Below are 26,528 nucleotides of genomic sequence, written 5' to 3' on the forward strand. Positions count from 1 at the left end.
GAAGTTGGCTCGCCGAAAAGTGTCCACCATGTCCCCGCACACCCGTCAACCATGTGTCCGGTCCGTACAGGTCCTTCCAAAAGGGACTCGACGTAAGGTCGAAACCATAGTCTCAGTTAGACACAAATGCCGGATATGTACTCAACGTATCAGTTAAACAAACAAGATCAAGCAGGCCTCAACCGTCACGCAGCAATTGAAAAACCTGTACGAAAAATCCCGAAAAACGTGAGCTGGCAGTCTCTGGAGAGACTCTGTTGCAGGCTCGCTCCCACAGTTGCAGTGATTCTGTAGCCGCTGGCGTAGGAACGAGGCTGCGTTGGGCTGCGCAGCAGCCCCAAAACAGGCACTGCGGTCTGCCAGTCAAACCCGGCTCACCGGGTTTACGACGGCTTCGCCGCCGGACGTAGCCTCGTTCTACTCGTCAACTGCTACAGGTGTTTTGCTCAGGTTTCGGTCACTCTTTGCTGGCCTTGAACGCCAGCTCGCCCTTGGGCCATTTGGCCGCTTTGGCGGTCACTGCCTTGAGGGTCTTGCTCAGGCCTTCCTTGAGCTGCTCCTGGGCTGCGAAGATCAGCATCACGGTCTGACCTTCCTTGAACACGATACCTTCGCCCAGAGGCGAGCTGACATAGGCGTAGTCACCGATGCCGTAGATCGTCATTTTGATATCGCGAAATTTGATTTCGAACTTGCCACCTTCGCGGCTGGGCAAGACTGCTGCGCGAAAATGATCACCGACCTTGAGCCCCAGACCCGGCTTGTCATCTACCACCAGCGCTGATTCAGTATCGATTTCAGCGATGTAAATACCTTCAGCGTTCTGCTCGGTAACGTACACAAAGCGGGACTGGAACAGTTTGACCAAACGTGCCCGCAAATCACCCAGAACAAACAACGCATGCATTTCCAGATTGCTGACTGCCAACGAAAAACCCTCGAAAACGTGAAGTGGCGCTACCAGAACAAATAACAGGCAGCAGAAAAAAGGCCTCAGCCCACTTATTAAAAAACCGGGTACAGCAAAATCTCCTGGCTGATGGGGCAAGGAGTGGCATGTGACATCAAGACTAAAAATACGACAGGACCACCATTCTACCGGCTCATGCCCGAAGTTGGGTATACACATCCACTTCTCAGTCAGGGAATCCGTAAATTTTTCTTGATTGAGGCCCGGTTCTACAGGGCTTTCGTCGTTAACTGCGCCGCTGGCTGTCAACAACTGCCATACTGGCCGAAAAATCAGCCTGGCCCATGCCGCCGGGTTGTCCGGCTTCATTACCTCGAAGGGAAAGCGACACGTGACGGAATTTGATATTGGCGAATTTTTTATCCGCGGCGAGTCCAAAGAAGTCGATGGTGAGTTTCAGGCCGTGATCGTGATGCGCGCCAAGCCACCGTTGAAAACCGTGACTTACCATCAGGTCGAGAAAGACCGCTGGTTCAAGACCGCCGAGCAGGCTGAAATTGCCGCCAGGGGTTCGGCGCAGGAATTGAAGCTCGCAGTGGACGCAGGCGCCCTGAACGCATCTTGACGTAACCCGTCAAGCACGCTGAGCCCGAGCCTGCATTGCGCACGCGCTAGCGCTCAGCTGCGCCAGCCAGGCAGCGCGACACTCTTCAGCTTCCATGCGGCTGGAGAACGCCGTCCCGCGTTGCTCGCCGTTGACCAGCACAACCCAGCAGGCCTTCTGCCCCGTGGCCCGCAACCCCTTGGGGACACCCGAGCCGATCATCACGGCAACATCTACCCGATTGGACATGGTGGATACTCCAACTATTTAGTTAGTCACCTAACGATATCGGCCATCTTAAAGAGTTAAGGTCGCTGGAAAAAGCTATGCCCTGCATAGCTGCATTGCATCAGCGGTAACAATATCCCCTGCATGCGGGCTCAAACCGGCGGTTTTTGCTCGAAAACATTGCGCCCGCCCTCCTGAGCAATATTGAAAAACGCCTTGTCGAGTACCCCTAGCCCCTGGCCCACATTGGCATTGAAATTGGCCGATTGATGAACGTAGCGCTGACGCAACAAGCGCTCCTGGGCAGGGGTGAGCTTGATTGTACTTTTCAGTACCTGCGCTTCGAGCCTTGCAGCGATGGGCAACAATTCATCAGGCAAGGCATCCTGGGCACTGTTCAAGGCGGCAAAGGGCACACCCTGTTTGCATGCCAGCGAATGCATGATGCGCAGATACACACGGCAAAGATGACCCAGCACCCGGCGCTGCATAAAGACGGCGGCCTGGACGCGCTTCATCGGGTCCTGGCGGCTGCCAGCCTTCTGCTCTTCGGTGCGCACTTGCACGAAGTCCTGCTCAGCGAGCGGATCAATCAAATCCCTGGCTTGCCAGTCCAGCAACTGCGCCTGGGCCAGCTTCCAGGCACTGGTCAGCCTGATGGGTGTGGACGGGCTGACCAGATTGCTCTGCCAGCGCGTCAACTGCACCTGCTCTTGCATCTCGACCGGATAACCGCCGCCAAGATCGGCATGGACTCCGGGCAGGGATATATCCAGCGGCCATTGCGGGGCAATGCGGGTCAGGGAAAAATTGCGTCGGCATTCATCCCGCGCGCACAGTTGCACCACCTGTTGCGCGCAGTCTGGCCCCAGATACAGATTGAGCCCCGGGTTGATGTCATCGCCTACATCACCCAGGTCCTCCAGCCCGCCCATGGCTGCAACAGTATCGAAGAGCCCGATAAACTCGATGCTGCACTTGAAGTCAGAAGCCAGCGCAAACTGCTGCGTGAAGGCCGTGGCATGCACCAGGTTGGCAAAGTGGCGGGCTGCGGCAGCGCCGCGGCTGAAGCCAAAAAGGTCAAGTTGCAGACGGCTCAGGGCATTGGCGGGAGCCAGCCGTAGAAATTGCGCCAGACATTGGCTCAGTTGCTCCAGGGCCTCATCGGCCTTGCCCAGCACCCCGGTGCGCCCACGGCCATAGGTCAGGCCCGGGAAGGAGGTATCAACTGCCCCTGTGGTTGTGCCAATACCGCCGACGTAGAGCGAAGTCAGCGCCTGTGCATCCTTGAACGTCGTTTGTACAGGGTAGTGCCGGTGCAGGCGGGCGATATTGGTGGGTTCACCGGCATAACTGCTGCCGGGTTCGACCTTGAGGCCCCGGGCCTGGCGCTCGCGGCCCGAGAGGATATTGAACTGGTTATTGGCCGTGCCATCAAAAAAAATACCGACACGCAATACATACCCCGTATTGCTTGAGTGACTCATGACACTGGCCCTCGTTCTTTTCAGCTTCGCGTGGAAACGCCGTGCCAAATATAAAGGGGCATGACCAAAACACTCAGCTCAACGTCAGGTTTAAATTTTTACGGGGAATTACAACAGAGGCCAGGGCGACAGCGCGGACGGCTGCGCAGCCCAAGCTACCGGAACCGCAGGACACGGCTCCGGCAAGGTCAAGCCTTCAGGCTTGACGCTGATGCTTGTCGATTTGCTCGTGACGCTCTTGAGCTTCGATGCAGTACTTGGTGGTAGGGCTGATCAGCAGGCGCTTGAGGCCAATTGCATCGCCACTGTCATCACACCAGCCGAAGCTGTCATCCTTGATACGTTCCAGCGCCTGTTCGAGCTGGGGCAGCATGCGCTGATCACGGTCGATGGCGTTCACCAGCCAGGTGCGCTCTTCTTCAACCGAAGCAGCGTCGGCCGGGTCAGCCGGAGTGTCCAGGCTCTCGATCGCGATGCGGTTCTGCTCGATACGCTCGTGGGTTTCGACCTTCATGTTTTGCAGCAACTCGCTGAAAAAAGCATGTTGCTCGGCATTCATGTAGTCATCCGCCGGCATGGCCAGCAACTTATCCTTTGTCATTGATTTCTCTATAAAAAATACGTGCATTAAGGCGAATTAGGGAGCGTTCTGACCGATCTTCATCCCAACCAGTTAGGTGCCATCTATTTCAAGCGCCACCCGGCACTCAATTTACGAGGGGCGGCAGTCTAAGGCCGAGTTATCGACTCAGCAACTGAAAACACACCTATTTGTCCAGCAAAACCTGGAAAGTGACGAAAAACGTGCTCAGCGGGGCTAATGGAGTGCGTTTATAGCAAGAAATTCAATGCGCAGGCTGAAAATCCCCTACCAGATGCGATGACCCACAGCTGGTGGGTCATCTCTATATTGTTAAGGGCGAGACCCGCGCACCCGAACCGGGCACGCCGATAAAACCGCGAAATGCCCTGCTCGTAATAAAAGAACCACTGGCCAATACAGCCCTGCCGTGTGCAACCAGATCGAGCGACGTTTAGTAAGCAATGGGGTGCATGAGCGCGTATTGGGCCAACTTTTCATGGCTGGCTCGCCCGGGAAACCGGGCAGCCATGCCCAGGTAATGCTCCACCCCACCAAACATCAATTTAAATGCACTTAACCATCATTATTATGCATTTGCGTATTGGTTAACGGCTGGGCAGACTGCTCGCGTTCCTCCCCCAGATGAAGGAACATTTTCAAGGGCTTGCCGGTTAACCCGCCAGGCCCTTTTTTTACCTTCCTGCTTCACAAAACCGGATTTACCTGACCATGCAAACCCGCTGGATCAGCCGCCTATTGCCTGCGGCTACGAACACCCGCCCCACCGAATGGAGCCGTGCCGCCATTGGCGTGTCCCTTGGCACACTATTCAGTGTGTGGTTCTGCAGCCTGTTCTATGGCCTGCCCGTGGCCATGCACCTGATCGGCCCGTTGGGCGCTTCGGCCATTTTGCTGTTTGCCGTGTCCTCGGGTGCACTGGCGCAACCCTGGTCGATTGTCGGCGGCTATCTGTGCGCCACGGTCGTGTCGCTGGGGGTGGTGCATTTTCTTGGCCGCAGCCTCGACAGCGCGTGCCTGGCCGTAGGTCTGGCAATGATCAGCATGTGCCTGCTGCGCTGCCTGCACCCGCCTGCAGGTGCACTGGCGCTGCTGGTGGTACTGGCCGACCCGGACAGTGCCAGTCTTGGCTGGGGCATGCTTGCACCGGTGATGCTCGGCGCAGTGTGCATGCTGCTCGCGGCGCTGGCCTATAACAACCTGACCCGCGTGCGTTACCCGAAAAAACCGTCCGAGCCGAGCCCTGCGGCCAGCACCGATCAGGCACCGATCAACCCGGGCATCAGTGCTGAAGATTTGCACCATGCGTTGCAGCAAATGGACGCATTTATCGACGTTACCCCCGAAGATCTCGAAGAGTTGATTCGAGCCAGCGAGCTGCATGCGCGCCGGCGCAGTATCGGTGAAGTGTTCAGCCAGAACGGTTGAGCCTGGGGCGCTGCCTGCCCTGCTTGCCCTGTATCGATAAGCGCCCAACTCCTGCTAGGGTTAACGAGGTAACCTGGGCGGCAGACATGCTTGAGTGCCTGATCACCCGGATTCCGCCATCCGACAGTGATCAAGGCTCGCAATGCTCAAAACCATTGAAAATGAGATCTCGAAACAGGCCGCCCCGCCCGCCTTGCAAGCTGAATTTGCCCAACATGATTTCGAAAAGCTGCGCAATTTTTGCAGCCTGACCTATATCACCAGCATTGCTATCTGGTTACTGTTCAACCTGATTGTCAGCACCAAGGGCGGCCAGGGGTTTACCGGCCTGTCCCTGCTGTTTATCAGCGTCATGGTGGGGTTGACCATTATTCTGGGCTTTGTCGGCAATTACCGGCACTTCGATGTACTCAATACGGTTTTCGTAGCCATCATCACACTCGGTTTGCGCCTGATCATTTTCGGCCTGCCAGCCGAGACCCAGCCGATCTGGCTGGCACTCGCCACCTCAAGCATTCTTTATAGCGCGTCGGTGCTGCCGCTCAGCCGCTGGGCGTTTCTCGCCGTTGCCGCCATCAGCTGTGTCACCCTCAACCCTTTCCTGATGGCCGATGTCTCGGTCATGGATCTGCGCGGCTTGCTGATCCTCTGCTACTTCACCTTTTTGTGCAGCCTGACCACCTACAGTTTTTTCAAGCTGCGCCGGATCAAGCTGCACAATTACACCATGTCCAAGTTACTGGTGGCCCAGGCCTACATCGATGCCCTGACCGAGATCCCCAACCGGCGCTCTTTCATGCTTCAGGCCGGGCATGTACTGCTGACCCGCCCCAGGGAGCACGACCACTATCTGGCGATGATCGATATCGACAATTTCAAGAAGGTCAACGACCAGTACGGCCATGATATTGGCGATGAGGTGCTCAAGCGTACGGCCGCCAGCATCAAGGCAGTGATGGCTGATTTTGCGTACGCACGGCTGGGTGGTGAGGAGTTTGCCGTGTACCTGCCCGGCGTGCGCCGCGAAGACGTCGAAGTACTGGCGCAGAGCCTGTGTCGCCGGGTGCGTGAAGATCCCGACGCACACCCAGTGACCATCAGTATCGGCCTGGCCCGGGTCGAAGAGGAAGACACCCTCAACCAGGCGCTGGCCAAGGCCGACAAGGCGCTGTACGGCTCCAAGCATGACGGCAAGGACAGGTTTACGTTTTATTCGTGAGCGGCTGGCAGATCGGGGGATATAGCGTAATTCGGCGAGCTGGCCGTATTGAGCCGGATCAAAAGCCCCTCACCCTGGCCCTCTCCCAGAGGGAGAGGGAACCAAGAGCAAAAGCGGATCAAGCTGGGGTGAGGGGTCTGCGTCAGTCGCTCAACTCGGTATTGCCATCCCAGCCGCCACCCAGCGCCGCAATCAGTTGCACACTGGCAATCAGACGGCTCTGCAGCAAGTTAAGTACGCTGCGCTCGGTGCTCAGGGCTGTTGTTTGCACCGAAACCACGTCCAGGTAAGCAATCAAGCCCGCCTTGTACTGGTTACTGGTCAGGCGCAACGACTCGCGGGCCGACTCCAGTGCCTGCTCCTGTACCACCGACTCATCGCCCAGGACCTTCAACTGCACCATGTAGTTTTCCACTTCCCGCAGACCGTCGAGCACGGTCTGGCGATACTTGGCCACCGTCTGGTCATACACGGCTTCATTGCGATCGACTTCTGCCGAGCGCTGGCCACCATCGAACAACGGCAGGGAGATTTTCGGCCCCACCGACCAGAAGCGGTTGGGCACGCTGATCCAGTCCTGATACTGACTGCTGCTGTAGCCACCCGACAGGCTCAAACTGAAATCGGGGTAGTAAGCCGCCTTGGCTACGCCAATGTTGGCGTTGGCAGCAATCACCGAGCGCTCCGCCGAAGCGATGTCAGGACGCCGCTCCAGCAGTTGCGACGGCAGGCTGACCGGGATCTGCGGCAACTTGGGTACGTTTTTAATTTCCGCCAGGTTGAACCCTGCTGGTGCTTGACCGGTGAGCACCGCTATTGCGTTTTCAAATTGCGCCCGCTGCCAGATCAGGTCGATCAGGCTGGCCTGGGTATTGCGCAACTGGGTTTGCGCCTGAGCCACCGCATCCTTGCCGGAAATTCCCGCACGGTACTGGTTTTCGCTCATTTTCAGTGAACGTTGATAGGCCTCGACCGTGGCTTCGAGCAAACGCTTCTGCTCATCGATCACCCGCAATTGCAGGTAGTTCTGCACCAGCTCCGACTGCTGGCTCAGGCGCATCGCCGCGAGGTCGGCCAGGCTGGCCTCGGCACTCGCCTCGTTGGCTTCCAGACCACGGCGCAACTTGCCCCAAACGTCGGCCTCCCAGCTCACCCCGACCTGGGCATTCAAGGTGTCCCGTATGCCGCTGCTGGAGCTGGTCAGGCTGGAGTTTGAGCTGCCGGTGCCCTGGCTGGAACGGGTCTTGCCCACGCTAAGGTCGGCGCTGGGCAGGAACGCCCCGCGCGCACTGCGCACCAAGGCCTGGGCCTGACGGAACTGGGCTTCAGACTGCGCAACGCTCTGGTTGGCACTGTTGAGTTTGTCGACCAGCGCATTGAGCTGCGGGTCGCCATACAGCTCCCACCAGGCACCTCGGGCCAGTGAGTCGCTCGGATTGGCCTGGGTCCAGCCGGCTGCCTGCTTGTACTCAAGGGGCGCCGCCGTTTGCGGGCGCTGGTAGTCCGGGCCGATGGCACAGCCGCTAAGCAGCGCAACGGACAACGCCGGGGCAAGGAAAAACGAACGAGAGGTCATAGCGGAGTTTCCAGAGCAGCATCAGTGCGCACGCCGCGCCATTTGTTGAAGCGATGGCGCAGGCGGTCGAGATAGAGGTAAACCACAGGCGTGGTGTAAAGGGTCAGAATCTGGCTGAAGATCAGCCCGCCGATAATGGTCAGGCCCAGGGGCTGGCGCATTTCCGCGCCTTCGGCGCTGCTCAGCATCAGTGGCAAGGCACCGAGAATGGCCGCCAGGGTGGTCATCAGGATCGGCCTTAAACGTTGCAGGCAGGCACTGCGGATCGACGCTTGCGGGTCGAGGCCCGAATGACGTTCCAGTTGCAGGGCAAGATCGATCATCAAAATCGCGTTTTTCTTTACCACACCAATCAACAGGAACAGCCCCAGCAGTGAAATCAGGCTGAACTCCCCGCCCGTGAGGTAAATGCTCAACAACGCACCAACACCGGCAGACGGCAAGGTCGACAGAATGGTCAGCGGGTGGATGTAACTCTCATAGAGAATCCCCAGCACCAGGTACACCGCTACCAAGGCGCCAAGAATCATGAACGGCTGGCTTTTTTGCGTGGCGGCAAAAGCATCGCCCGTACCGGCCATTTTCACGATCACTTCTTCCGGCAGACCGAGCTTGGCCACCGCCCGTTCAATGGCTGCCGTACCCTGCTCCAGGGTGACACCGGGGGCCAGGTCGAACGCAATGCTCTCCGAGGCGAACTGGCCCTCGTGGGATACCCGGTCGTTCTGCAGGCTGTTCTCATAGTGGGCAATGGCCGACAGCGGAATACGCTGGCCATCGGCGGTTATCACCTGCACCTGATTCAGGGTTTCGGGGTCCTGGGCGTACTTGGGGTTGACCTCCATCACCACCTGATACTGGTTCAGGCTGTCGTAGATAGTGGAAATCTGCCGCTGGCTGTAGGCGTTATTGAGCACGGCAGTGACCATGTCCATATCCACCCCCAGGCGCTTGGCCTGGTCGCGATCAACCACCAGGGTCACCTGCTGGGCACCGCGGCCTTCACGGGCATCGATAGCGGTCAGCTCAGGCAATGCCTTGAACGCGGCCACCACTTTTGGATACCAGGTGCGCAACTCGCCCAGATCGCCGCTTTGCAGGATGTAGGAGTACTGCGAACTGGTCTGGTCACGCCCACCGCCAAACTGCAGGTCCTGGTCAGCCATCAGCATCAGGCGGCCGCCGGGCACTTTGGGCATGCTCTCGCGCAGCCGTTCGATGACCTTTTGCGCCGACACCTTGCGCTCCGAGATCGGCTTGAGACGCACGATCATAAAGGCGTTGTTGGTGCCGCCATTGCCGCCAATAAAACCGGCAACGCTTTCTACTGCCGGGTCTGCCAGCACAGCCTTGCGGAAGATTTCCATTTTCGGCTGCATCACGCTGAACGACAGGCCGTCGTCGCCACGCACAAAACCGATCAGTTGCCCGGTGTCCTGTTGCGGCATAAAGGTTTTCGGCACCACCACATACAGCGCCACGTTGACCCCAATGGTCACCAGCAGGCTGAGCAATGTCAGGCGCTTGTGCCGCAGCACCCAGTCCAGGCTGCGTGCATAGCCGCTGACCATGCGCTGGTTAAGGCGGATGCTCCAGCGCTGCATGGCGTTTTCCGTGCCCGGCACATGGGGTTTTAGCCAGCGTGCGCAAAGCATGGGCGTGAGGGTCAGGGACACCACCAGCGACACCACGATCGAAGCGGCCAGGGTGATGGAAAACTCGCGGAACAAGCTCTCGACAATCCCGCCCATAAACAGGATCGAGAGGAACACTGCCACCAGTGACACGTTCATCGAGAGCAGGGTAAAACCGACTTCCTTGGCCCCCAGCATGGCCGCTTTCATGGGCGCCACACCGGCGTCGATATGCCGCGAGATGTTCTCCAGCACCACGATAGCGTCGTCCACCACCAGCCCGGTGGCCAAAATCAGCGCCATCAGCGACAGGTTGTTCAGCGAGAAGCCGTAGAGGTACATGATGGCAAAAGTGCCCACCAACGACACCGGCACCGCCAGCGTCGGAATCAGCGAAGCGCGGAAATTGCCGAGGAACAGGAACACCACCAGAATCACCAGCGCCACGGCGATCAGCAGGGTCATTTCGGCCTCGTGCAGCGTAGCCTTGATCACCGGTGAACGGTCCATGGCCAGGTTCAGCTGCACGCTTGCCGGCAGCACCGCCTGCAAGGCCGGCAACTGGGCCTTGATCGCGTTCACGGTCTCGATGATATTGGCCCCGGCCTGGCGGTTGACCACCAGCAGCACCGCCGCATCGTTATTGAAAAAACCGCTGTTGTAACGGTCTTCAACACTGTCCTTGACCTTGGCCACATGGCTCAGGCGCAGCGCCGCGCCATCCTGGTAACGGATGATCAGCGGTTCGTAGTCCTTGGCCTTTTCCAGCTGGTCGTTGGCCTGGATCTGCCAGTTGCGCTCGCCATCGGACACTGCGCCCTTGGGCCGGCGCACGTTGGCATTGGCAATGGTGTTGCGCACGTCATCCAGCGAGACGCCGTACTGGTTGAGCAGTTGCGGTTCCAGCTCGATGCGCACGGCGGGCAGCGAGCTGCCGCCAATCTGCACTTCACCTACACCCGGCACCTGGGACAGGCTTTGCGAAAGAATGGTCGAGGCCAGGTCATAGAGCTGGCCCTTGGACAACACCTCGGAGGTCAGCGATAACACCATGATCGGTGCTTGCGAGGGGTTGATCTTCTTGTAGGTGGGCATGCTTTCCATGCCGCTGGGCAGCAGGTTGCGCGAGGCGTTGATCGCCGCCTGCACCTCCCGCGCCGCGCCGTTGATGTCGCGGTCCTGATCGAACTGCAAAATCACCCGGGTCGAGCCCTGGCTTGAATTGCTGCTCATGGTATTGACCCCGGCAATCGCACCGAAGGCCCGCTCAAGCGGCGTGGCCACGGTAGATGCCATCACCTCGGGGCTGGCCCCGGGCAAACTGGCCGACACCACGATCACCGGGAAATCCATTTGCGGCAACGGCGACACCGGCAGCAAACCAAAGCTCACCCCGCCCAGCAACATGATTGCCAGGCTCAGCAGCATGGTGGCTACCGGGCGTTTGATAAACGGGCCGGACAGGTTCATACCGACGCCTGCTCAGCCTGGGCCGCATCACCACGCCAGCGACGCCCCAAGCGATCGAAGTACAGATAGATCACGGGGGTAGTAAACAGAGTCAAGACCTGGCTCACCAGCAAACCACCGACCATCACCAGACCCAGGGGCTGGCGCAATTCTGCCCCGGAACCGGTGGCCAGCATCAGCGGTACGGCACCAAACAATGCTGCCAGGGTGGTCATCAGGATCGGCCGGAAGCGCAACAGTGCCGCCTGATAGATCGCCTGCTCCGGTGCCATGCCCTGATTACGCTCGGCGTCGAGGGCGAAGTCGATCATCATGATTGCGTTTTTCTTGACGATGCCGATCAGCAGGATAATGCCGATAATCGCAATCATGCCCAGGTCATTGCCGCTGAGGATCAGCGCCAGCAAGGCACCCACTGCTGCCGATGGCAGGGTGGAGAGAATGGTGATCGGGTGGATGTAGCTCTCATAGAGCACCCCCAGCACGATATACATGGTCACCACCGCCGCCAGAATCAGCAGCAAAGTGCTCGACAACGAAGCCTGGAACGCCTGCGCGGCACCCTGGAATTCGGTCTTGACCCCCACCGGCATGCCGATGTCCTTCTGCACCTGATCGATCAGTTCCACGGCCTGGCCCAATGCCACGCCAGGCGCAAGGTTGAACGAGACCATTACCGAAGGGAACTGGCCGATATGGGAAATGGCCAGTTGTGCCTGACGCTCCTCGACCCGGGCCAGGCTCGACAGCCGCACCTGGCCACCATCGGTGGTCTTGACGTGGATCTGATCCAGCGCCTGCGGGCCTATTTTCTCGCCGTCCTTGGCCTGCAAGACCACGCGGTACTGACTGGCCTGGGTGTAAATGGTCGAAATCTGCCGCTGACCGAAAGCGTCATACAGGGCATCGGTAATATTGGCCACCGACACGCCCAGGCGTGATGCCGCATCGCGGTCGATCACCAGGTATACCTGCAGACCCTTGTCCTGCAGGTCACTGGCCACATCGACCAGTTCAGGCTGATTGGACAACGCGGTGACCAGTTTCTGCGTCCAGGTGCTGAGCATGTCAGCATCCGGGGATGACAGGCTGAACTGGTACTGGGTACGGCTGACGCGGTCTTCGATGGTCAGGTCCTGCACCGGCTGCATAAACAGGCGGATGCCCGACAGCTTGTCCAGTTGCGGCTGCAGCCGCGCAATCACCTCGATGGCACTGTCGCTGCGCTCGCTGTGGGGCTTGAGGTTGATCAGCATGCGACCGCTGTTGAGGGTCGGGTTATCCCCGTCCACGCCAATATAGGAGGACAGGCTCTCGACATCCGGGTCTTGCAGAATGATCTTGCCCAGCTCCTGCTGACGCTGACTCATGGCACTGAACGAAATCGATTGCGGCGCCTCGGAAATGCCCTGGATCACCCCGGTGTCCTGCACCGGGAAAAAGCCCTTGGGCACCACCACATACAGGAACACGGTCAAGGCCAGTGTACCGATGGCCACCAGCAGGGTCAGCGGCTGGTGCTTGAGCACCCACTGCAACATACGCCCGTACTCGGCGATCATCCAGTCGATAAACGCGCCGCTGGCACGGTAGAAACGCCCCTGCTCTTCAGGCTTGGGTTCGGCCTTGAGCAGGCGCGCGCACATCATCGGGGTCAGGGTCAGCGAGACCACCAGTGAGATCAGGATCGCCACCGCCAGGGTGATGGCAAATTCGCGGAACAGGCGCCCCACTACATCGGCCATAAACAGCAACGGGATCAACACCGCGATCAGCGACAGGGTCAGCGAGATCAGGGTGAAGCCGATCTGTTTGGCGCCCTTGAGCGCCGCCTGCATCGGGCTGTCACCTTCCTCGATATAGCGCGAGATGTTCTCCAGCATGACGATGGCATCATCGACCACAAAGCCGGTGGCGATGGTCAGGGCCATCAGCGTCAGGTTGTTGATGGAAAACCCGGCCAGGTACATCACGCCAAAGGTGCCGACCAGGGACAGCGGTACGGCAATCGACGGAATGAGGGTGGCGCTGGCCCTGCGCAGAAACAGGAAGGTCACCATCACCACCAGGGCGATGGCGATCAGCAATTCATGCTGCACATCGCGCACCGAGGCGCGAATGGTTTGTGTACGGTCGGTCAGCACCGTGACATCGATGCCGGCGGGCAGGTTGTCGGTAATGCTTGGCAGCAGTGCCTTGATCCGGTCCACCACCTCAATCACGTTGGCACCGGGCTGGCGCTGGATATTGAGCAGCACCGCCTGGTTTTCGTTGGCCCAGGCTGCGAGGCGCTCGTTCTCGGCGCCGTCGACAATTTCGGCCACGTCCTTGAGTCGCAGCGGTGCGCCGTTGTTATAGGCAAGAATCAGTTCGGCGTATTCTTGCGGGGTTTTCAGCTGGTCATTGGCGTCCAGCATCGACACCCGGGTAGGGCCGTCGAAGTTACCCTTGGGCTGGTTGACGTTGGACGCACCGATCAGGGTGCGCACATCGGCCAGGTTCAGGCCATTGGCAGCCAGCGCTTCAGGGTTGACCTTGATCCGCACCGCCTGGCGTTGCCCGCCAGCGATGCTGACCATGCCCACGCCGCTGATCTGGGCAATTTTTTGCGCCATGCGCGTATCGACCAGGTCATTGAGCTTGGGCAACAGCATGGTTTTGGAGCTGATGGCCAGGGTCAGTACCGGGGTATCCGCCGGGTTGACCTTGTTGTACACCGGTGGTGCCGGCAAATCCTTGGGCAGCAGGTTGCTGGCGGCGTTGATCGCAGCCTGCACCTGTTGCTCGGCGACATCCATATTGATGTCGAGATTGAAACGCAGGGTCAGTACCGAAGCACCACCGGAACTGGTGGAGGCCATCTGCGTAAGCCCCGGCATTTGCCCGAACTGACGCTCAAGTGGTGCCGTCACTGCACTGGTCATCACATCCGGGCTGGCCCCGGGGTACAGGGTCATCACGCGGATGGTCGGGTAATCCACCTGGGGCAAGGCCGATACCGGCAGCAAGCGATAGGCGATGATCCCGGACAACACGATGGCCAGCATGCACAGCGTGGTTGCAACCGGGCGCAGGATAAACAGGCGCGACAGGTTCATTCGCGGGCCTTGGACTTGGTGTTGTGCGCGGCCGGGGTGGCATCGGTATCGGCACCGCCATCGAGCAGTTGCCCGGCAGCCGTTTCCGGTACTTCGGCACTGTCGTTGACCACTTCCACCGCGCCACCATCACGCAGACGGTCGGTGCCCTCAAGCACTACACGATCACCCGCCGCCAGGCCCTCTTCGACCACGGTCACGTCGCCATCGGTGGCACCCACTTTAATACTGCGAATCTTGACCTTGTTGTCACCGTCCATGGCATACACGAACGAGCCGTTGGTGCCGTACTGAATCGCTGCAGTGGGAGCCAGCACCACGTTTTTAAGGGTGTCGGCCAACAGGCGTACATTGACAAACTGGTTAGGGAACAGCGCCTGATCGCGGTTCTCGAACAATGCCTTGAACTTCAGGGTACCGGTGGTGATATCAATCTGATTGTCGATGCTGCTCAACACACCGACTGCCAGCTCTTTGGTATCGCCACGGTTCCAGGCCTGCACCGGCATTTTCGCGCCGCTGCGATAACGCTCAAGCACCAGCGCCAGGTTGGTCTCGGGCAAGGTGAAACTGACCACAATCGGCTCGGTCTGGGTGATCACCACCAAGGCCGTGGCGTCGTTGGCTGCTACCAGATTACCGACGTCCAGCTGACGCAGGCCCACACGGCCGCTGATCGGTGCGCGGATCTTGGTGAAATCCAGGTTCAGCCTGGCATCGTTGACCGCCGCCTGATTGGTCTTCACCGTGCCCTGATATTGGCTGACCAGCGCTTCGGCGGTGTCCAGGGTCTGTTTGGCGATACTGTCCTCGGCGTACAGCCCGCGGTAGCGCTGCACATCGACCTGGGCATTTTTCAGCTGGGCCTGGTTCTGCAGCAACGTGCCTTCGGCTTGCAGCAGGGCATTTTGATAACTGCGCGGGTCGATCTCAGCCAGCAGTTCGCCTGCCTTGACCATCTGCCCTTCCTTGAAATAGACCTTGACCAGTTCCCCTGCTACACGGCTGCGCACATTGATGGTGTTCAATGCGGTCACTGTGCCCAGCGCCTTGTAGTAAATCGGGAAATCGCCCTGCGTTACTTCCGACACCCGCACCGGCACGGGCTGGGTCGAGCCACCAAAGCCCGGGCGCATCATGCCCGAGCGACCGGTGTGCCCGGCGGGCTGATCGGTCGCAGCCTTTTTTGCGGCAGACGGCCATAGCCACCAGCACAGGCCAAGGACTATCAGCAAGACCAGCAGGCCAAACAGCCAGAAACGGGATTTGTGGGAAACAGAGGATTGCATGGAGTGATCAACCATTAGCGCGAGCGATAATTTTCAGGAGGTGGAACGATAAGCAGTGCGGGCCGTTATGAAAAGGCTCTTTACCCGCTATTTACGTTATAGAGATGGCATTGAGATGAAGATCGACGAAATCTGTGGAATCTGTGTGGGAGCGAGCCTGCTCGCGAAGGCAGTCGACGGTGGTGCTTGAAGATTTCGCGAGCAGGCTCGCTCCCACCGATCAACAGGCCGTACAAAAAAAACGGCCTGGCACTTTAGGTGCCAGGCCGCTTCAGGTCTTGCAGTACGACTTACTTCAAAACAGCCAGGGCTGCTTCGTAGTTTGGCTCTTCAGCGATTTCTTTAACCAGCTCGCTGTGCAGCACGTTGTCGTTTTCGTCCAGCACCACCACCGCACGGGCAGTCAGGCCGGCCAACGGGCCATCAGCGATTGCCACGCCGTAGTTCTCGATAAACTCGCGGCCGCGCAGGGTCGACAGGTTTTGCACGTTTTCCAGGCCTTCAGCGCCGCAAAAGCGGGCCTGGGCGAATGGCAGGTCAGCCGAGATGTTCAGCACAACGGTGTTCGGCAAAGCGTTGGCTTCGGCGTTGAATTTGCGTACCGAAGTAGCGCAGGTTGGCGTATCAACGCTTGGGAAGATGTTCAGCACTTTGCGCTTGCCGGCAAAGCTCGCCAGTGTTGCATCGGACAAATCACCCGCAACCAGCGAAAACGCTGGTGCCTTGGAACCTACTGCAGGCAATTCGCCGTTGACTTGAACAGGGTTGCCTTTAAGCGTCACTTGAGCCATGAACGATGTCCTTTTTGACAGGTTGTTGAAGAGGCCGAAGTTAAACATGAATCAGCCGGGCTGACCTATGGATCGAACAAAAAATCTTATGCTCTGCGGCACTAAAAGACGATTCCTACAAGGCGCCATGCACCGCAGTTATTAGCTGTATTTTTGTGCCCGGGTGCGCAAAAAAGACGGAAATAGCCCCGACATAAGCGCCAGTTCCCTGCCAACTGCTAGCGTACATGGCTAGCGCCCAAGGAACAGGCTCGCATGCCCATCACTCGCCTTGCCTCAAGTCTGTTGCTCACCCTGGCCCTGTACCCGGCTGCCGATGCATTGGCAGATAACGCCGAGACCGCCAACAAGAGCAACAACCCGCTGAATCTGGCCCCGGGGGTCAATCTGCAGGACTACTACACGCCGCAGGTGTACGACAGCAATATCCACACCAATGACGCCCTGCTGCGCGGCGCCCTGCCCGTGGCACCCAACGACGTTATCGGTGTACCGCAACTGTTGCGCGTGACGCTTCCGGTCAGCACCCGTCCAGACCCGCACGGTGGCTACAGCAGCGGGATCGGCGACCTCAACCTGTTCGATATTTTCCTGCTCAAAACCGAAGGCGTGCAATTGGGCATTGGCCCGCAGATAACTGCACCCACTGCCGAGCATGACGAACTGGGCACCGGCAAGTGGCAAGCCGGCCTGGCGGCCATTGCCATCGATGCTTCGCCACGGGGCCTGCTGGGCGCACTGGTGCAGTATCAAAGCTCGTTTGCCGGGGACAGCGACCGCCAGCATGTCGAGAGCGCCACCTTTCAGCCCTTTATCATCCACAACCTGCCCAAGGGCTGGTACCTGCGCTCCACCGGCACCTGGACTTACGACCTGAAAAACAACACCCATTACATCCCGATCGGGCTGGGCGTGGGCAAGGCCTGGAAAGCCGGCAGCAACATCCTCAATGCCTTCGTTGAGCCGCAATGGACCGTGGAACGCAAGGGCGACGACCTGCCCCAGTTCACCCTGTTTGCCGGGATCAACGTCACCTTTGGAAAATAGGTAAGCAATCCCCTCTCCCGGAGGGAGAGGGTTGGTACGCATTCGCCCACGTTTCGCTTATTTATTAAGCTTCAAGTACGACTGATGCAAGTCCGAAGCCCAGGTATCGATCACGTTTTTCACGTCATCGGCCTTCATCGCCTGGCTGGCATTGGCCAGGGGCTTGCCGGTGCCTTTGCGCACCACCTGGGCCACCACATCCTGGCTTTGCCCATCGATAAACACCGCCTCGGTAGCCAACTGGGTTTCCTGGTCGCGGATCCCCGACGCTGTGCTCACCGCAGCCGCCACCAGCGCTACCGGAATGTACTCATACGGAGCCAGGCTTTCGGTCTCGCTGCTCACCGCAGTGATGGCTGCACGCACCACAATCACGCCCGGCCCCGGGGCACTTGCCAGTGGCAATGATTTGCTCAGCTCGCGCTTAAGCGCCTGGTCGTAATACTGGGTAATACCATTGAGGGTACTTTGCGGGATCTTTTCTGTCGGTTTTGGCGCCGGATATAACTGGGTCGGCTCGATATACACGCTGGTGTACTGTCCTGGCTTCAGTTTGGGATCCACCCAACGCATCACCTCAGCACCAGAGGGCGACTTGGCCTCTTTGAGGCGGCTGTAATCCTTCAAGAATCCGGAATATTCGTCAGGTTGCTGGACCTTGCTCGCACAACCGACCATCCCGATTGATGCAATGCACAACGTACCGATCATTAGACCAAGCTTCATTCTGTAGCTCCTGTAGGGGGCGCAGCCGTAGGAACGCGCCCTATAGGTATAGCCAAGCATTAAACAATCGCCGCAGAACCCGAATTGATCCGACGGCGATTGTGATCGAATGCTCAATACACATCGGCATACTTTTTACAGCTCAGTTCTATTTGATTGTAAAGAAACACTCTAAAACCAGATCAGATGGGTAAATATTCGCCTGATCCAGCGCAAAATTGTGATCTGCATTAATTCTCGTTTTCTGAATCTGTTTTGTTTTTGCCCTGATTCCTAAAGTTCCCCCTGCGCCAGACCACGAGGCCTGGCAGGACTTTGAACCGTGGAAGACTTGAGCATGAGCACAGCACTGAACGGGCAGGCCTATAACTACAAGGTCGTCCGCCAATTCGCCATCATGACCGTGGTATGGGGCGTTGTCGGCATGGCCATGGGCGTGTGGATCGCCTCACAACTGGCCTGGCCGCAGATGAACCTCGACCTGCCCTGGACCACCTTCGGCCGCTTGCGCCCGCTGCATACCAGCCTGGTGATTTTCGGCTTTGCCGGCAGCGCGCAATTTGCCGCCAGCTATTACGCCGTACAACGCACCTGCGGGGTGCGGTTGTATTCGGACAAGCTCGCAGCCTTCACTTTTTGGGGCTGGCAGTCGGTGATCGTGATCATGCTGGTCACCCTGCCCCTGGGCTACACCACAACCAAGGAATACGCGGAAATCGAATTCACCGGCGCAGTCTGGCTCACGGTGGTATGGGTGGCCTACGCCATCGTGTTTTTCACCACGGTGGTACGCCGCAAAAGCAAGCACATCTACGTCGGCAACTGGTTTTTCGGCGCTTTTATCCTGGTGATCGCCATGCTCCATGTGGTCAACCACCTGGCCATTCCGGTGGACTGGTTTAAATCATATCCGGTGTACTCCGGCGCTACCGATGCCATGGTGCAGTGGTGGTACGGGCATAACGCCGTAGGTTTCTTCCTGACCACCGGTTTTCTGGGGATGATGTACTACTTCGTGCCCAAACAAGTCGGCAAGCCGATCTACTCCTATCGCCTGCCGATTGTGCATTTCTGGGCACTGATCACCCTCTATATCTGGGCCGGTCCGCACCACTTGCACTACACCGCCTTGCCCGACTGGGCGCAGTCTCTGGGCATGGCCATGTCGATCATCCTGCTGGCACCCAGTTGGGGCGGCATGATCAACGGCATGATGACCCTTTCAGGCGCCTGGCATAAATTGCGCACCGACCCGATCCTGCGTTTTCTGGTGCTGTCCCTGGCGTTCTACGGCATGTCGACCTTTGAAGGCCCGATGATGGCGATCAAGACCGTCAACGCCCTCTCCCATTACACCGACTGGACCATCGGTCATGTCCACGCTGGTGCCCTGGGCTGGGTGGCAATGATCACCTTTGGCGCGCTGTACCACATGATCCCGAAAATCTTCGGCCGCGAGCAGATGTACAGCACCAGCCTGATCAACCTGCACTTCTGGCTGGCCACCATCGGCACGGTGCTCTACATCGCCTCGATGTGGGTCAATGGCATCACCCAGGGTCTGATGTGGCGAGCTATCAACGATGACGGCACGCTGACTTATTCGTTTGTGGAATCGTTGCAGGCCAGCCACCCGGGCTTCGTGGTTCGCCTGGTGGGCGGACTGTTTTTCCTCTGCGGCATGCTGCTGATGACCTGGAACGTATGGCGCACGGTGCGTGCTGGCAACCTCAAGCAGGCCGAACTGACCGCACACATCGCCTGACCACGCTGCACCGCAGGCCCCAGGGCCTGCGGTACCCCTCCAGCAAGGAACCTTGCCCATGCTCGACATCGCCCTCAACAGCGCCGCGGTTATCAGCCTTTACTTTGCCGTAGGCTGGTGCCTGAAACACAAGACCGAAAGCGACCTCGACGACGCCAGCCTGATTCCCTTTGCCGACGACCCGGAAGTAGCACGCCGGGTCGAGCTGGCCACCGGCAAAACCGTCAACGCCGTGCAGACCGCCGAACCAGAGCTGCGCAAGCCGGGATGGGGCACGCTCGACCTGTGAAAGCAGGGTAATGGCACTGCGACAGATTAAATCTGCACCATTAGTTGCACTGCGGGCGTATTCAACGGCATTCTGCCACTTACCGTTCAACGAACTAATGATCGAAGACGCACTCAATCTGTACTGCCATTAATACCTTTCCGACAGAGACGCTCATGACTTCCAAGCTGGAACAACTCAAGCAGTTCACCACCGTGGTCGCAGACACCGGCGACCTCGACGCGATTACCCGCCTCAAACCCGTGGATGCAACCACCAACCCGTCGCTGCTGCTCAAGGCCGCCGCGATGCCCGGCTACGCAGAACTGCTGCAAAACGCCATCAGCCACGCCAAAGGTGATGTAGGTCAGGCCTGCGACCACTTCGCGGTGTCTGTGGGTAGCGGTATCTTGAACGTGATTCCGGGGCGCATTTCCACTGAAGTCGACGCCCGCCTGTCGTTCGACGAGCCTGCCCTGCTGCAAAAAGCCCACCAGTTGATCGAGCTTTACGACAAGGCCGGTGTAGGTCGCGACCGCGTGCTGATCAAGCTGGCCTCGACCTGGGAAGGCATCCGCGCTGCCGAGAAACTGGAAAAGGACGGCATTCAAACCAACCTGACCCTGCTGTTCTCGTTTGCCCAGGCCGCTGCCTGTGCCGATGCCGGGGTATTCCTGATCTCGCCGTTCGTGGGTCGGATTTACGACTGGTACAAGAAGTCCACCGGCATTGACTACACCGGCTCCGATGATCCGGGCGTGCAGTCAGTGACCCGCATCTACAACTACTACAAGGCCAACGGCTACAACACCGTGGTGATGGGCGCGAGCTTTCGCAACCTTAACCAGATCGAACAGCTGGCCGGCTGCGACCGCCTGACCATCAGCCCCGACCTGTTGGAAAAACTGGCATTGGACGACGGCAAACTGGAACGCAAACTGGCTCCGGGCAATAAAGGCGAACCACGCCTGAGCCTGAACGAAGCACAATTCCGCTGGGCCTCCAACGAAGATGCCATGGCCACCGAAAAACTGGCCGAAGGCATCCGCCAATTCGCCCGTGACCAGGAAAAGCTGGAAGCACTGCTGTCAGGTAAATAACTTCATCTTGTGAGAGCAAGCCTGCTAGCGAAATGCCCTTCGCGAGCAGGCTCGCTCCCACGACCTAAGATGCAAGAAGCCCTGCACAATAGCCCTGCACGCCCTCCTCCAGCCCCAGCATTGGCTCGCGATACCCCGCTTCGCGCAACTGCCCGAGATCTGCGCAGGTGTACACCTGATACTTGTGCTTGAGCCCGTCAGGGAACTCGCAATACCGCAACACTCCGTCCAGCAAGGCCGTCTCAAGGGTCAGGGGCAGTCTGTCCTCGGCAGCGCGCACACTGTTGATGGTCGCCAGTGCCAGGTCATTGAATGACCGCGCGCACCCAGTGCCCAGGTTGAAAACACCACTGGTTTGCGGATGGTCCAGCCAATGCAGATTGACCTTGACCACATCCTCCACAGAGACAAAATCGCGCTCATGCCCACCCGCCGGGTAGCCGCCGTACTCGCCAAACAACTCGACATGGCCATGATCGCGATACTGGTTAAAACAGTGCCAGACCATCGAAGCCATGCGCCCTTTATGCTGTTCGCGGGGGCCGTACACATTGAAGTAGCGCAAGCCCACAATCTGGCTGCGCGTCCTGGGCAGCAACTGGCGTACCCGCTGGTCGAAGAGGAATTTGGAGTAGGCATAGACATTCAGAGGCTGCTCGTACTCGCGGGCTTCACGAAACTCCCGTTTCGCGCCGTAGACCGCCGCCGAAGAGGCATACAGCAAAGGTACCGACTGTTCCTGACAGGCTTGCAGCAGGTCGCAGCTGTAACGGTAGTTGTTGTCCATCATCAACCGGCCATCACTTTCTACCGTACTGGAACAGGCTCCCTGATGCAGCACGGCACGCACTTCGCCCAGTTGATGGGTCGTAAAGCGCTGTACGAATTCACGCTTGTCGAAGTAATCAGCGATATCGCAGTCAGCTAGATTGCGGCACTTGTCGCCGTCAGTCAGGTCGTCGACGGCGATGATGTCGCGCTCGCCGCGTCGGTTCAGGGCCTTCACCAGATTGCTGCCGATAAACCCGGCAGCTCCGGTCACGATGATGCTCATCTATGGCTACCTCCTGGAACATGAGTTGAGCTCAGGCTATGCCTGTGCGACACGTCAGCATTGATGCAGGTCAAGCGTCCTTGCGGGTGACAAATGCCGACGTGACATACGGCACGCTGACGGTGCCACCGTGATTCAACGCGTTATGCGAGGCGACAAAAGCCGCCAGTTGCTGTTCCAGCCGATCACGCTCGGCCGGTATCAGAGCCGAGATAAAGCTGGTCGAACGCACCCGATTGAAGATTACGTCTTCTACCGGTCCGTCGTGGGAATGGCTCAGTTTCTGCTCGCGCAAAGGGCCAAAACCCGGATGAGGAAATGCCTGACGCCATGCGCCGGTATAGAAGCGCGGCGCATCACCTTCCCACTGATTGACCAGCGCATCCAGTTGCGCCACCCACGGCACACTGGCATCGCGCAGGTTCCAGATCAGCCCCAGTTGCCCGCCAGGCTTGAGCACGCGATGAATCTCGGTCAGCGCTGCAGAGGTGGCGAACCAGTGAAAAGCCTGCGCGCACACCACCACATCGACACTGGCATCGGCCAGAGGAATGGCCTGGGCAGTGCCTTGATGGGTTTCGACTTGCGGATAGCTGCCGGAGAGTTTGTCGAGCATGGCCTGCACCGGCTCGACCACAATCACCCGCGCGCCCGTCTGTAACAGGCGCGTAGTGAACTTGCCGGTACCGGCTCCAACTTCAAGCACGGTTTGCCCGGGTCCCAGGCCAAGGGTTTCGGACAACCATGCGGTCACACCCGCCGGGTAATCCGGGCGCCCGCGCACATAGGTGTCGGCGGCCTGCTTGTAACCATCTGCTGCTGCATGGTGGATGGTGGAATCGCTCATTGCCGGCCTCCGATTTCGTGGTTTTTAACCATAGTCGACCCAGGGCACACGCGAGATGAAAACCTCGTCAGAAACGATACTTCATGCCCAGCATCAGGTTGCGCGGGTCACCGTAGTAATAAGTCGAGTACAAACCATAACCGCTGAGGTATTCACGATCGAAAACGTTGTTTAAATTGGCCGACGCACTGAGGTTCTTGGTGATGTCATAGCGGGCCATCAGGCCGACCACGGCAAAGCTGCCTTCCTTGGCTTCGGTCTTGATCGTTGAATCCAGCTCGCTGTAGGTCGAGCCCTGCCAGGTCAGGTTGCCGCCCACGTTAAGGTGTTTGAGGTCGCCGGTCAGTTGATAGCTGGTGGCCAGTTTGAACAATTGCTCAGGGTGGTTGCTGTTGATTCGCTTGCCGTCCTTGTCCCGTGGCTGGGCGTAGGTGTAACCCGCCAGCAATTGCCAGCCGGTCATGATTTCGCCGGATATTTCAGCCTCGAAGCCCTTGGTCTTGGTACCGCTGATTGCCTTGTAGGCATCCTGGCCATCATCCCGCACACCATCGTATTCGGCGTAGTTGTCCTGTTTGATCATGAACAGGGCAAAACTGGTGTTCAGCGCCCCGCCGAAATACTCGGACTTCAGACCCGCTTCATAGCTTTGGCCAGTCATCGGCGGCAGAACCTTGTCGTCACGGTCGAAGTAGCTTTGCGGCGTGAAGATATCCGTGTAGCTGGCATAGACCGAGTGGTTTTCGTTCAAGTCGTAGACGATCCCGGCATAAGGAATCATCTTCCCGGTTTTTTTGCTGTTATCCGTGGTTGGCACAGTTTGCGCCGCGTTATAGGTCATTGTGCCTTTGCGATCGTAGTCCACTACCCTGGTTCCCAGGATGATCGACAGGTCGTCCACAGGTTTGAGGCGCAATGCTGCGTAGGCTGCCGACTCTTTGGTTTTGTACTTTTGCTTCAACCCCTGGCTCAGATCAGTAGGACGCGGCGCGTCATTGTTCCAGTTTTCGTAGTTGACGGTCAGGTCATCGGCATTCATTGCCAGGTAGTCCGTGCGCCGGTCACTGACGTTCATCCCCACCACCAGATCATGGGTACGCCCCAACAGCTCAAACGGCCCGGTCGCATAGGCGTCCAGTGTATCGGTATTGATTTCGAAGGTTTTGCTCCCGCTCATGAACTGCGCCTGGCCGGTGGCCTTGTCCGGAAAAGGCCCCCAGCCCACCAGGTTGCCCTGCAACTGCTCGGTGTTGCCCTTCCAGTGGCTGGCCTCGACCTTGAGCAGCCAGTCGTTGGCAAAACGCTGTTCAACACCGGCGAAATACTTGGTGCTTTCACTGTCGGCATAAGCCCACTTGGCGGCGGGATTCATCGAGCGCTTGAAATGGGTGCGGCTGCCATCGCTGTAATACAGCGGCAATTGGCCAAAGCTCGAACCGTTGGAATTGATCCGCTGATAGTCGATACCGGCGTACAGAGTGGTGTCGTCGGTCAAATCCGCTTCGCCGATGCCATAGAACACGTCCTTGGTCGAGGAATAGCGATCGATAAAGGAACGGCCATCTTCGTGGGCGGCGACGACACGTCCGCGCAGTGCACCGTTTTCCGTCAGCGGCCCGGACAAATCCAGCTCGCTGCGATAGCGGTCCCATGAGCCGCCGCTGCCTGATACATAGCCCTGTAACGCCTTGGTCGGGCGCTTGCGCACCAGGTTCACGGCCCCCGACGGGCTACCCACACCGCTCATCAAGCCGGTGGCACCGCGCACCACCTCTACGCGATCGTAAATGGCCATGTCACGCATGCCCAGGCCATTGGTATTGGTGGTGAAATCCGAGATCGGCACACCGTCGTACTGAAAGTTATCGAGGGTGAAACCGCGAGAGTAAAAGTTGTAGCGCTCGCTGTCGTCATGCACCACGGTGATGCCGGGGGTTTGCGCCAATACCTGAGCGATACTGCCCAAACCTTGGTCAGTCATTTGTTGACGGGTAATGACCGTCACCGATTGCGGCGTTTCACGTAGCGAAAGCGGCAACTTGGTCGCCGTACTGGTTTCACCCGTGGTGTAGGAGTGACTGCCCTCAGTGGTGCTGCCCAACGCCAGACCCGTGACGCTGGTGGCTTGCAATTGCAACTGGCCGTCCACATTGGCGGAAGTCAGTGGGTACAGGGTCCAGACTCCGCTGGCGCCTTCGGTGGCCGTCAAACCGCTGCCCTTGAGCAGTTGCTGCAAGCCCTGGGGCACATCAAAGCGGCCCTTGAGGGCTGACGCCTGCTTGTCTTGCACCAGCGCCGGGTCATAAGGCAGGGAGATATTGGCCTGCTGGGCGAAGCGGTTCAGTGAATCTTCAAGCGTGCTAGCGGGCACGTCGAAACTGCGCTGAACACTCAAGGGCGCAGCACTGACCAGCGATAGCGGCTGCGCCACGGTGCCCAGCAAAACGATATGCAAGGCCATGGCCAGGCGGTTGCGGGGAGGCAATGAAGGGTTGCGAAAAACACGGGACATTGGCGCGGGGCTCCTGCAATGGATAAGTCTTATGCCTATCTGTCGAAGGCCAGCCGAAAACCCGCAAAGAAATGTGCGCTGTGGGAGCGAGCCTGCTCGCGAATGGCCTTCGCGAGCAGGCTCGCTCCCACACTACTAAGCCGCCACAATCCGTGTCCAGAACCGTGTCCGGCGCTCAATACGCACCGCCAGCGACTGGCTCAAACCCTCCAGCGCATGGTCAATGCGCTGGAGTTGAAACACTCCGGAAACCCGCAATTCAGCCACCGCCGGATCACACTGCAACCAGCCGTGGCGATAGCGCGCCAGTTCTTGCACGAGATCCTGCAAGCGCATCTGCCTGGCCACCAGCACACCGCTGACCCAGCCATTGGCACTAAACACGGGCGCAGGCTGCAACTGCGCAGAACGTGGATCGATCAGGTACTCGCTGCCCGCCTGTACCAGCACTGGCCGGGTATCGGGCAAGTGAATCGCCACTACGCCCTCCTCGACCATCAAGCGAGTACGCCCTGACTCCTGGCGTACATCGAATGCGGTGCCAATAGCCTGCAGGCGCGCTTCACGGGTATGCACCCAGAATGGCCTGCGCCCGCTCGCAGATCCCGGATCCTGACCCGTACGGATAAAAATCTCGCCTTCGCGCAACACAATCAGGCGCTGTTGCGCAGTGAACAGCACATCAGCAGCACTGTCGGTATTGAGCTGCAAACGCGTGCCATCGAGCAGATTGAACGAATGCCGCTCTCCCACGCCGGTCGCATAGTCGGCACCCACGCTCCGCCAGGGCTGCTGTTGCAGTACCAGACCGCCCGCGCCTGCGCCGAGGATGCCCAGGCCGAGCACTTTGAGGGCCTGACGCCGTGAGCGCAGG

Annotated in this window: 21 protein-coding genes; 7 read left to right on the forward strand and 14 right to left on the reverse strand. The window is 58.7% G+C overall.

Annotation, left to right across the window (positions count from 1 at the left end; all coding sequences use genetic code 11):
- Window positions 1-457: 457 nt before the first annotated feature.
- Window positions 458-928: a hypothetical protein gene (locus GHO42_RS20405; protein ID WP_095002401.1), complete on the reverse strand. Its 471-nt coding sequence runs from the start codon at window positions 926-928 to the stop codon at window positions 458-460.
- 373 nt (window positions 929-1,301) lie between these two features.
- On the opposite strand from GHO42_RS20405, the gene GHO42_RS20410 reads away from it, so the two are divergent.
- Entirely contained in the window at window positions 1,302-1,535 is a 234-nt protein-coding gene (locus GHO42_RS20410; RefSeq protein WP_095002400.1) for a hypothetical protein, read from the forward strand.
- Window positions 1,536-1,544: 9 nt separating this feature from the next.
- Here GHO42_RS20410 and GHO42_RS20415 read toward each other — a convergent pair whose 3' ends face one another.
- The 3 genes from GHO42_RS20415 to GHO42_RS20425 all read right to left on the reverse strand — a co-directional run bounded on the left by GHO42_RS20415 (window position 1,545) and on the right by GHO42_RS20425 (window position 3,830).
- A complete protein-coding gene (locus GHO42_RS20415; protein WP_095002399.1) occupies window positions 1,545-1,763 on the reverse strand; it encodes a hypothetical protein in 219 nt (72 codons plus the stop codon).
- A 131-nt stretch (window positions 1,764-1,894) separates the two neighbouring features.
- Entirely contained in the window at window positions 1,895-3,229 is a 1,335-nt protein-coding gene (locus GHO42_RS20420) for a phospholipase effector Tle1 domain-containing protein (RefSeq protein ID WP_153328309.1), read from the reverse strand.
- Window positions 3,230-3,425: 196 nt separating this feature from the next.
- Window positions 3,426-3,830, reverse strand: coding sequence for a TraR/DksA family transcriptional regulator (locus tag GHO42_RS20425; RefSeq protein ID WP_016780464.1), 405 nt, complete (start codon window positions 3,828-3,830; stop codon window positions 3,426-3,428).
- Window positions 3,831-4,541: 711 nt separating this feature from the next.
- Here GHO42_RS20425 and GHO42_RS20430 point away from each other — a divergent pair.
- The gene (locus GHO42_RS20430; RefSeq protein ID WP_095002397.1) at window positions 4,542-5,258 is read left to right on the forward strand and encodes an HPP family protein; all 717 of its coding nucleotides are present in this window, start codon (window positions 4,542-4,544) and stop codon (window positions 5,256-5,258) included.
- A 142-nt stretch (window positions 5,259-5,400) separates the two neighbouring features.
- Entirely contained in the window at window positions 5,401-6,477 is a 1,077-nt protein-coding gene (locus GHO42_RS20435) for a GGDEF domain-containing protein (protein WP_095002396.1), read from the forward strand.
- Window positions 6,478-6,619: 142 nt separating this feature from the next.
- Here the strand turns inward: GHO42_RS20435 and GHO42_RS20440 are convergent, their stop codons facing one another.
- The 5 genes from GHO42_RS20440 to tpx all read right to left on the reverse strand — a co-directional run bounded on the left by GHO42_RS20440 (window position 6,620) and on the right by tpx (window position 16,335).
- Complete coding sequence (locus GHO42_RS20440) at window positions 6,620-8,053, reverse strand: efflux transporter outer membrane subunit (RefSeq protein WP_095021211.1); 1,434 nt, start codon at window positions 8,051-8,053, stop codon at window positions 6,620-6,622.
- The gene (locus GHO42_RS20445) at window positions 8,050-11,157 is read right to left on the reverse strand and encodes an efflux RND transporter permease subunit (RefSeq protein WP_153328307.1); all 3,108 of its coding nucleotides are present in this window, start codon (window positions 11,155-11,157) and stop codon (window positions 8,050-8,052) included. The genes GHO42_RS20440 and GHO42_RS20445 overlap by 4 nt, the downstream gene beginning before the upstream one ends.
- Complete coding sequence (locus GHO42_RS20450) at window positions 11,154-14,255, reverse strand: MdtB/MuxB family multidrug efflux RND transporter permease subunit (RefSeq protein WP_153328304.1); 3,102 nt, start codon at window positions 14,253-14,255, stop codon at window positions 11,154-11,156. The genes GHO42_RS20445 and GHO42_RS20450 overlap by 4 nt, the downstream gene beginning before the upstream one ends.
- A complete protein-coding gene (locus GHO42_RS20455; protein ID WP_150628092.1) occupies window positions 14,252-15,559 on the reverse strand; it encodes an MdtA/MuxA family multidrug efflux RND transporter periplasmic adaptor subunit in 1,308 nt (435 codons plus the stop codon). Before GHO42_RS20455 ends, GHO42_RS20450 begins: the two co-directional genes overlap by 4 nt.
- Before the next feature lie 275 nt (window positions 15,560-15,834).
- Complete coding sequence (tpx, locus tag GHO42_RS20460) at window positions 15,835-16,335, reverse strand: thiol peroxidase (RefSeq protein WP_095002391.1); 501 nt, start codon at window positions 16,333-16,335, stop codon at window positions 15,835-15,837.
- Between the two features lie 255 nt (window positions 16,336-16,590).
- Between tpx and GHO42_RS20465 the strand changes: the two genes are divergently transcribed.
- Window positions 16,591-17,382: a hypothetical protein gene (locus tag GHO42_RS20465; protein ID WP_153328302.1), complete on the forward strand. Its 792-nt coding sequence runs from the start codon at window positions 16,591-16,593 to the stop codon at window positions 17,380-17,382.
- A 57-nt stretch (window positions 17,383-17,439) separates the two neighbouring features.
- Here the strand turns inward: GHO42_RS20465 and GHO42_RS20470 are convergent, their stop codons facing one another.
- The gene (locus tag GHO42_RS20470) at window positions 17,440-18,108 is read right to left on the reverse strand and encodes a DUF3313 domain-containing protein (RefSeq protein WP_153328300.1); all 669 of its coding nucleotides are present in this window, start codon (window positions 18,106-18,108) and stop codon (window positions 17,440-17,442) included.
- 337 nt (window positions 18,109-18,445) lie between these two features.
- Between GHO42_RS20470 and ccoN the strand changes: the two genes are divergently transcribed.
- The 3 genes from ccoN (at window position 18,446) to tal (ending at window position 21,241) form a co-directional block, all read left to right on the forward strand.
- Window positions 18,446-19,873, forward strand: a complete 1,428-nt coding sequence (gene ccoN / locus GHO42_RS20475; protein WP_153328298.1) for a cytochrome-c oxidase, cbb3-type subunit I — start codon at window positions 18,446-18,448, stop codon at window positions 19,871-19,873.
- 58 nt (window positions 19,874-19,931) lie between these two features.
- Window positions 19,932-20,162: a hypothetical protein gene (locus tag GHO42_RS20480; protein WP_153328296.1), complete on the forward strand. Its 231-nt coding sequence runs from the start codon at window positions 19,932-19,934 to the stop codon at window positions 20,160-20,162.
- A 155-nt stretch (window positions 20,163-20,317) separates the two neighbouring features.
- Window positions 20,318-21,241 carry a transaldolase gene (gene tal, locus GHO42_RS20485; protein ID WP_095002385.1) on the forward strand — a complete coding sequence of 308 codons (924 nt, stop codon included), beginning with the start codon at window positions 20,318-20,320 and terminating at the stop codon, window positions 21,239-21,241.
- Window positions 21,242-21,305: 64 nt separating this feature from the next.
- Here the strand turns inward: tal and rfaD are convergent, their stop codons facing one another.
- The 4 genes from rfaD to GHO42_RS20505 all read right to left on the reverse strand — a co-directional run.
- Window positions 21,306-22,295: an ADP-glyceromanno-heptose 6-epimerase gene (gene rfaD, locus GHO42_RS20490; protein WP_153328294.1), complete on the reverse strand. Its 990-nt coding sequence runs from the start codon at window positions 22,293-22,295 to the stop codon at window positions 21,306-21,308.
- 70 nt (window positions 22,296-22,365) lie between these two features.
- Complete coding sequence (locus GHO42_RS20495) at window positions 22,366-23,142, reverse strand: class I SAM-dependent methyltransferase (protein WP_153328293.1); 777 nt, start codon at window positions 23,140-23,142, stop codon at window positions 22,366-22,368.
- 67 nt (window positions 23,143-23,209) lie between these two features.
- Window positions 23,210-25,654 (reverse strand): TonB-dependent receptor, encoded by a 2,445-nt coding sequence (locus GHO42_RS20500; RefSeq protein WP_153328291.1) that lies wholly within the window; start codon window positions 25,652-25,654, stop codon window positions 23,210-23,212.
- A gap of 135 nt (window positions 25,655-25,789) precedes the next feature.
- On the reverse strand, window positions 25,790-26,528 hold a 739-nt coding region (locus GHO42_RS20505), incomplete at its 5' end, for a FecR family protein (protein WP_153384177.1).

The organism is Pseudomonas sp. FSL R10-0056 (genome assembly GCF_009600105.1).
GTDB lineage: Bacteria > Pseudomonadota > Gammaproteobacteria > Pseudomonadales > Pseudomonadaceae > Aquipseudomonas > Aquipseudomonas bubulae.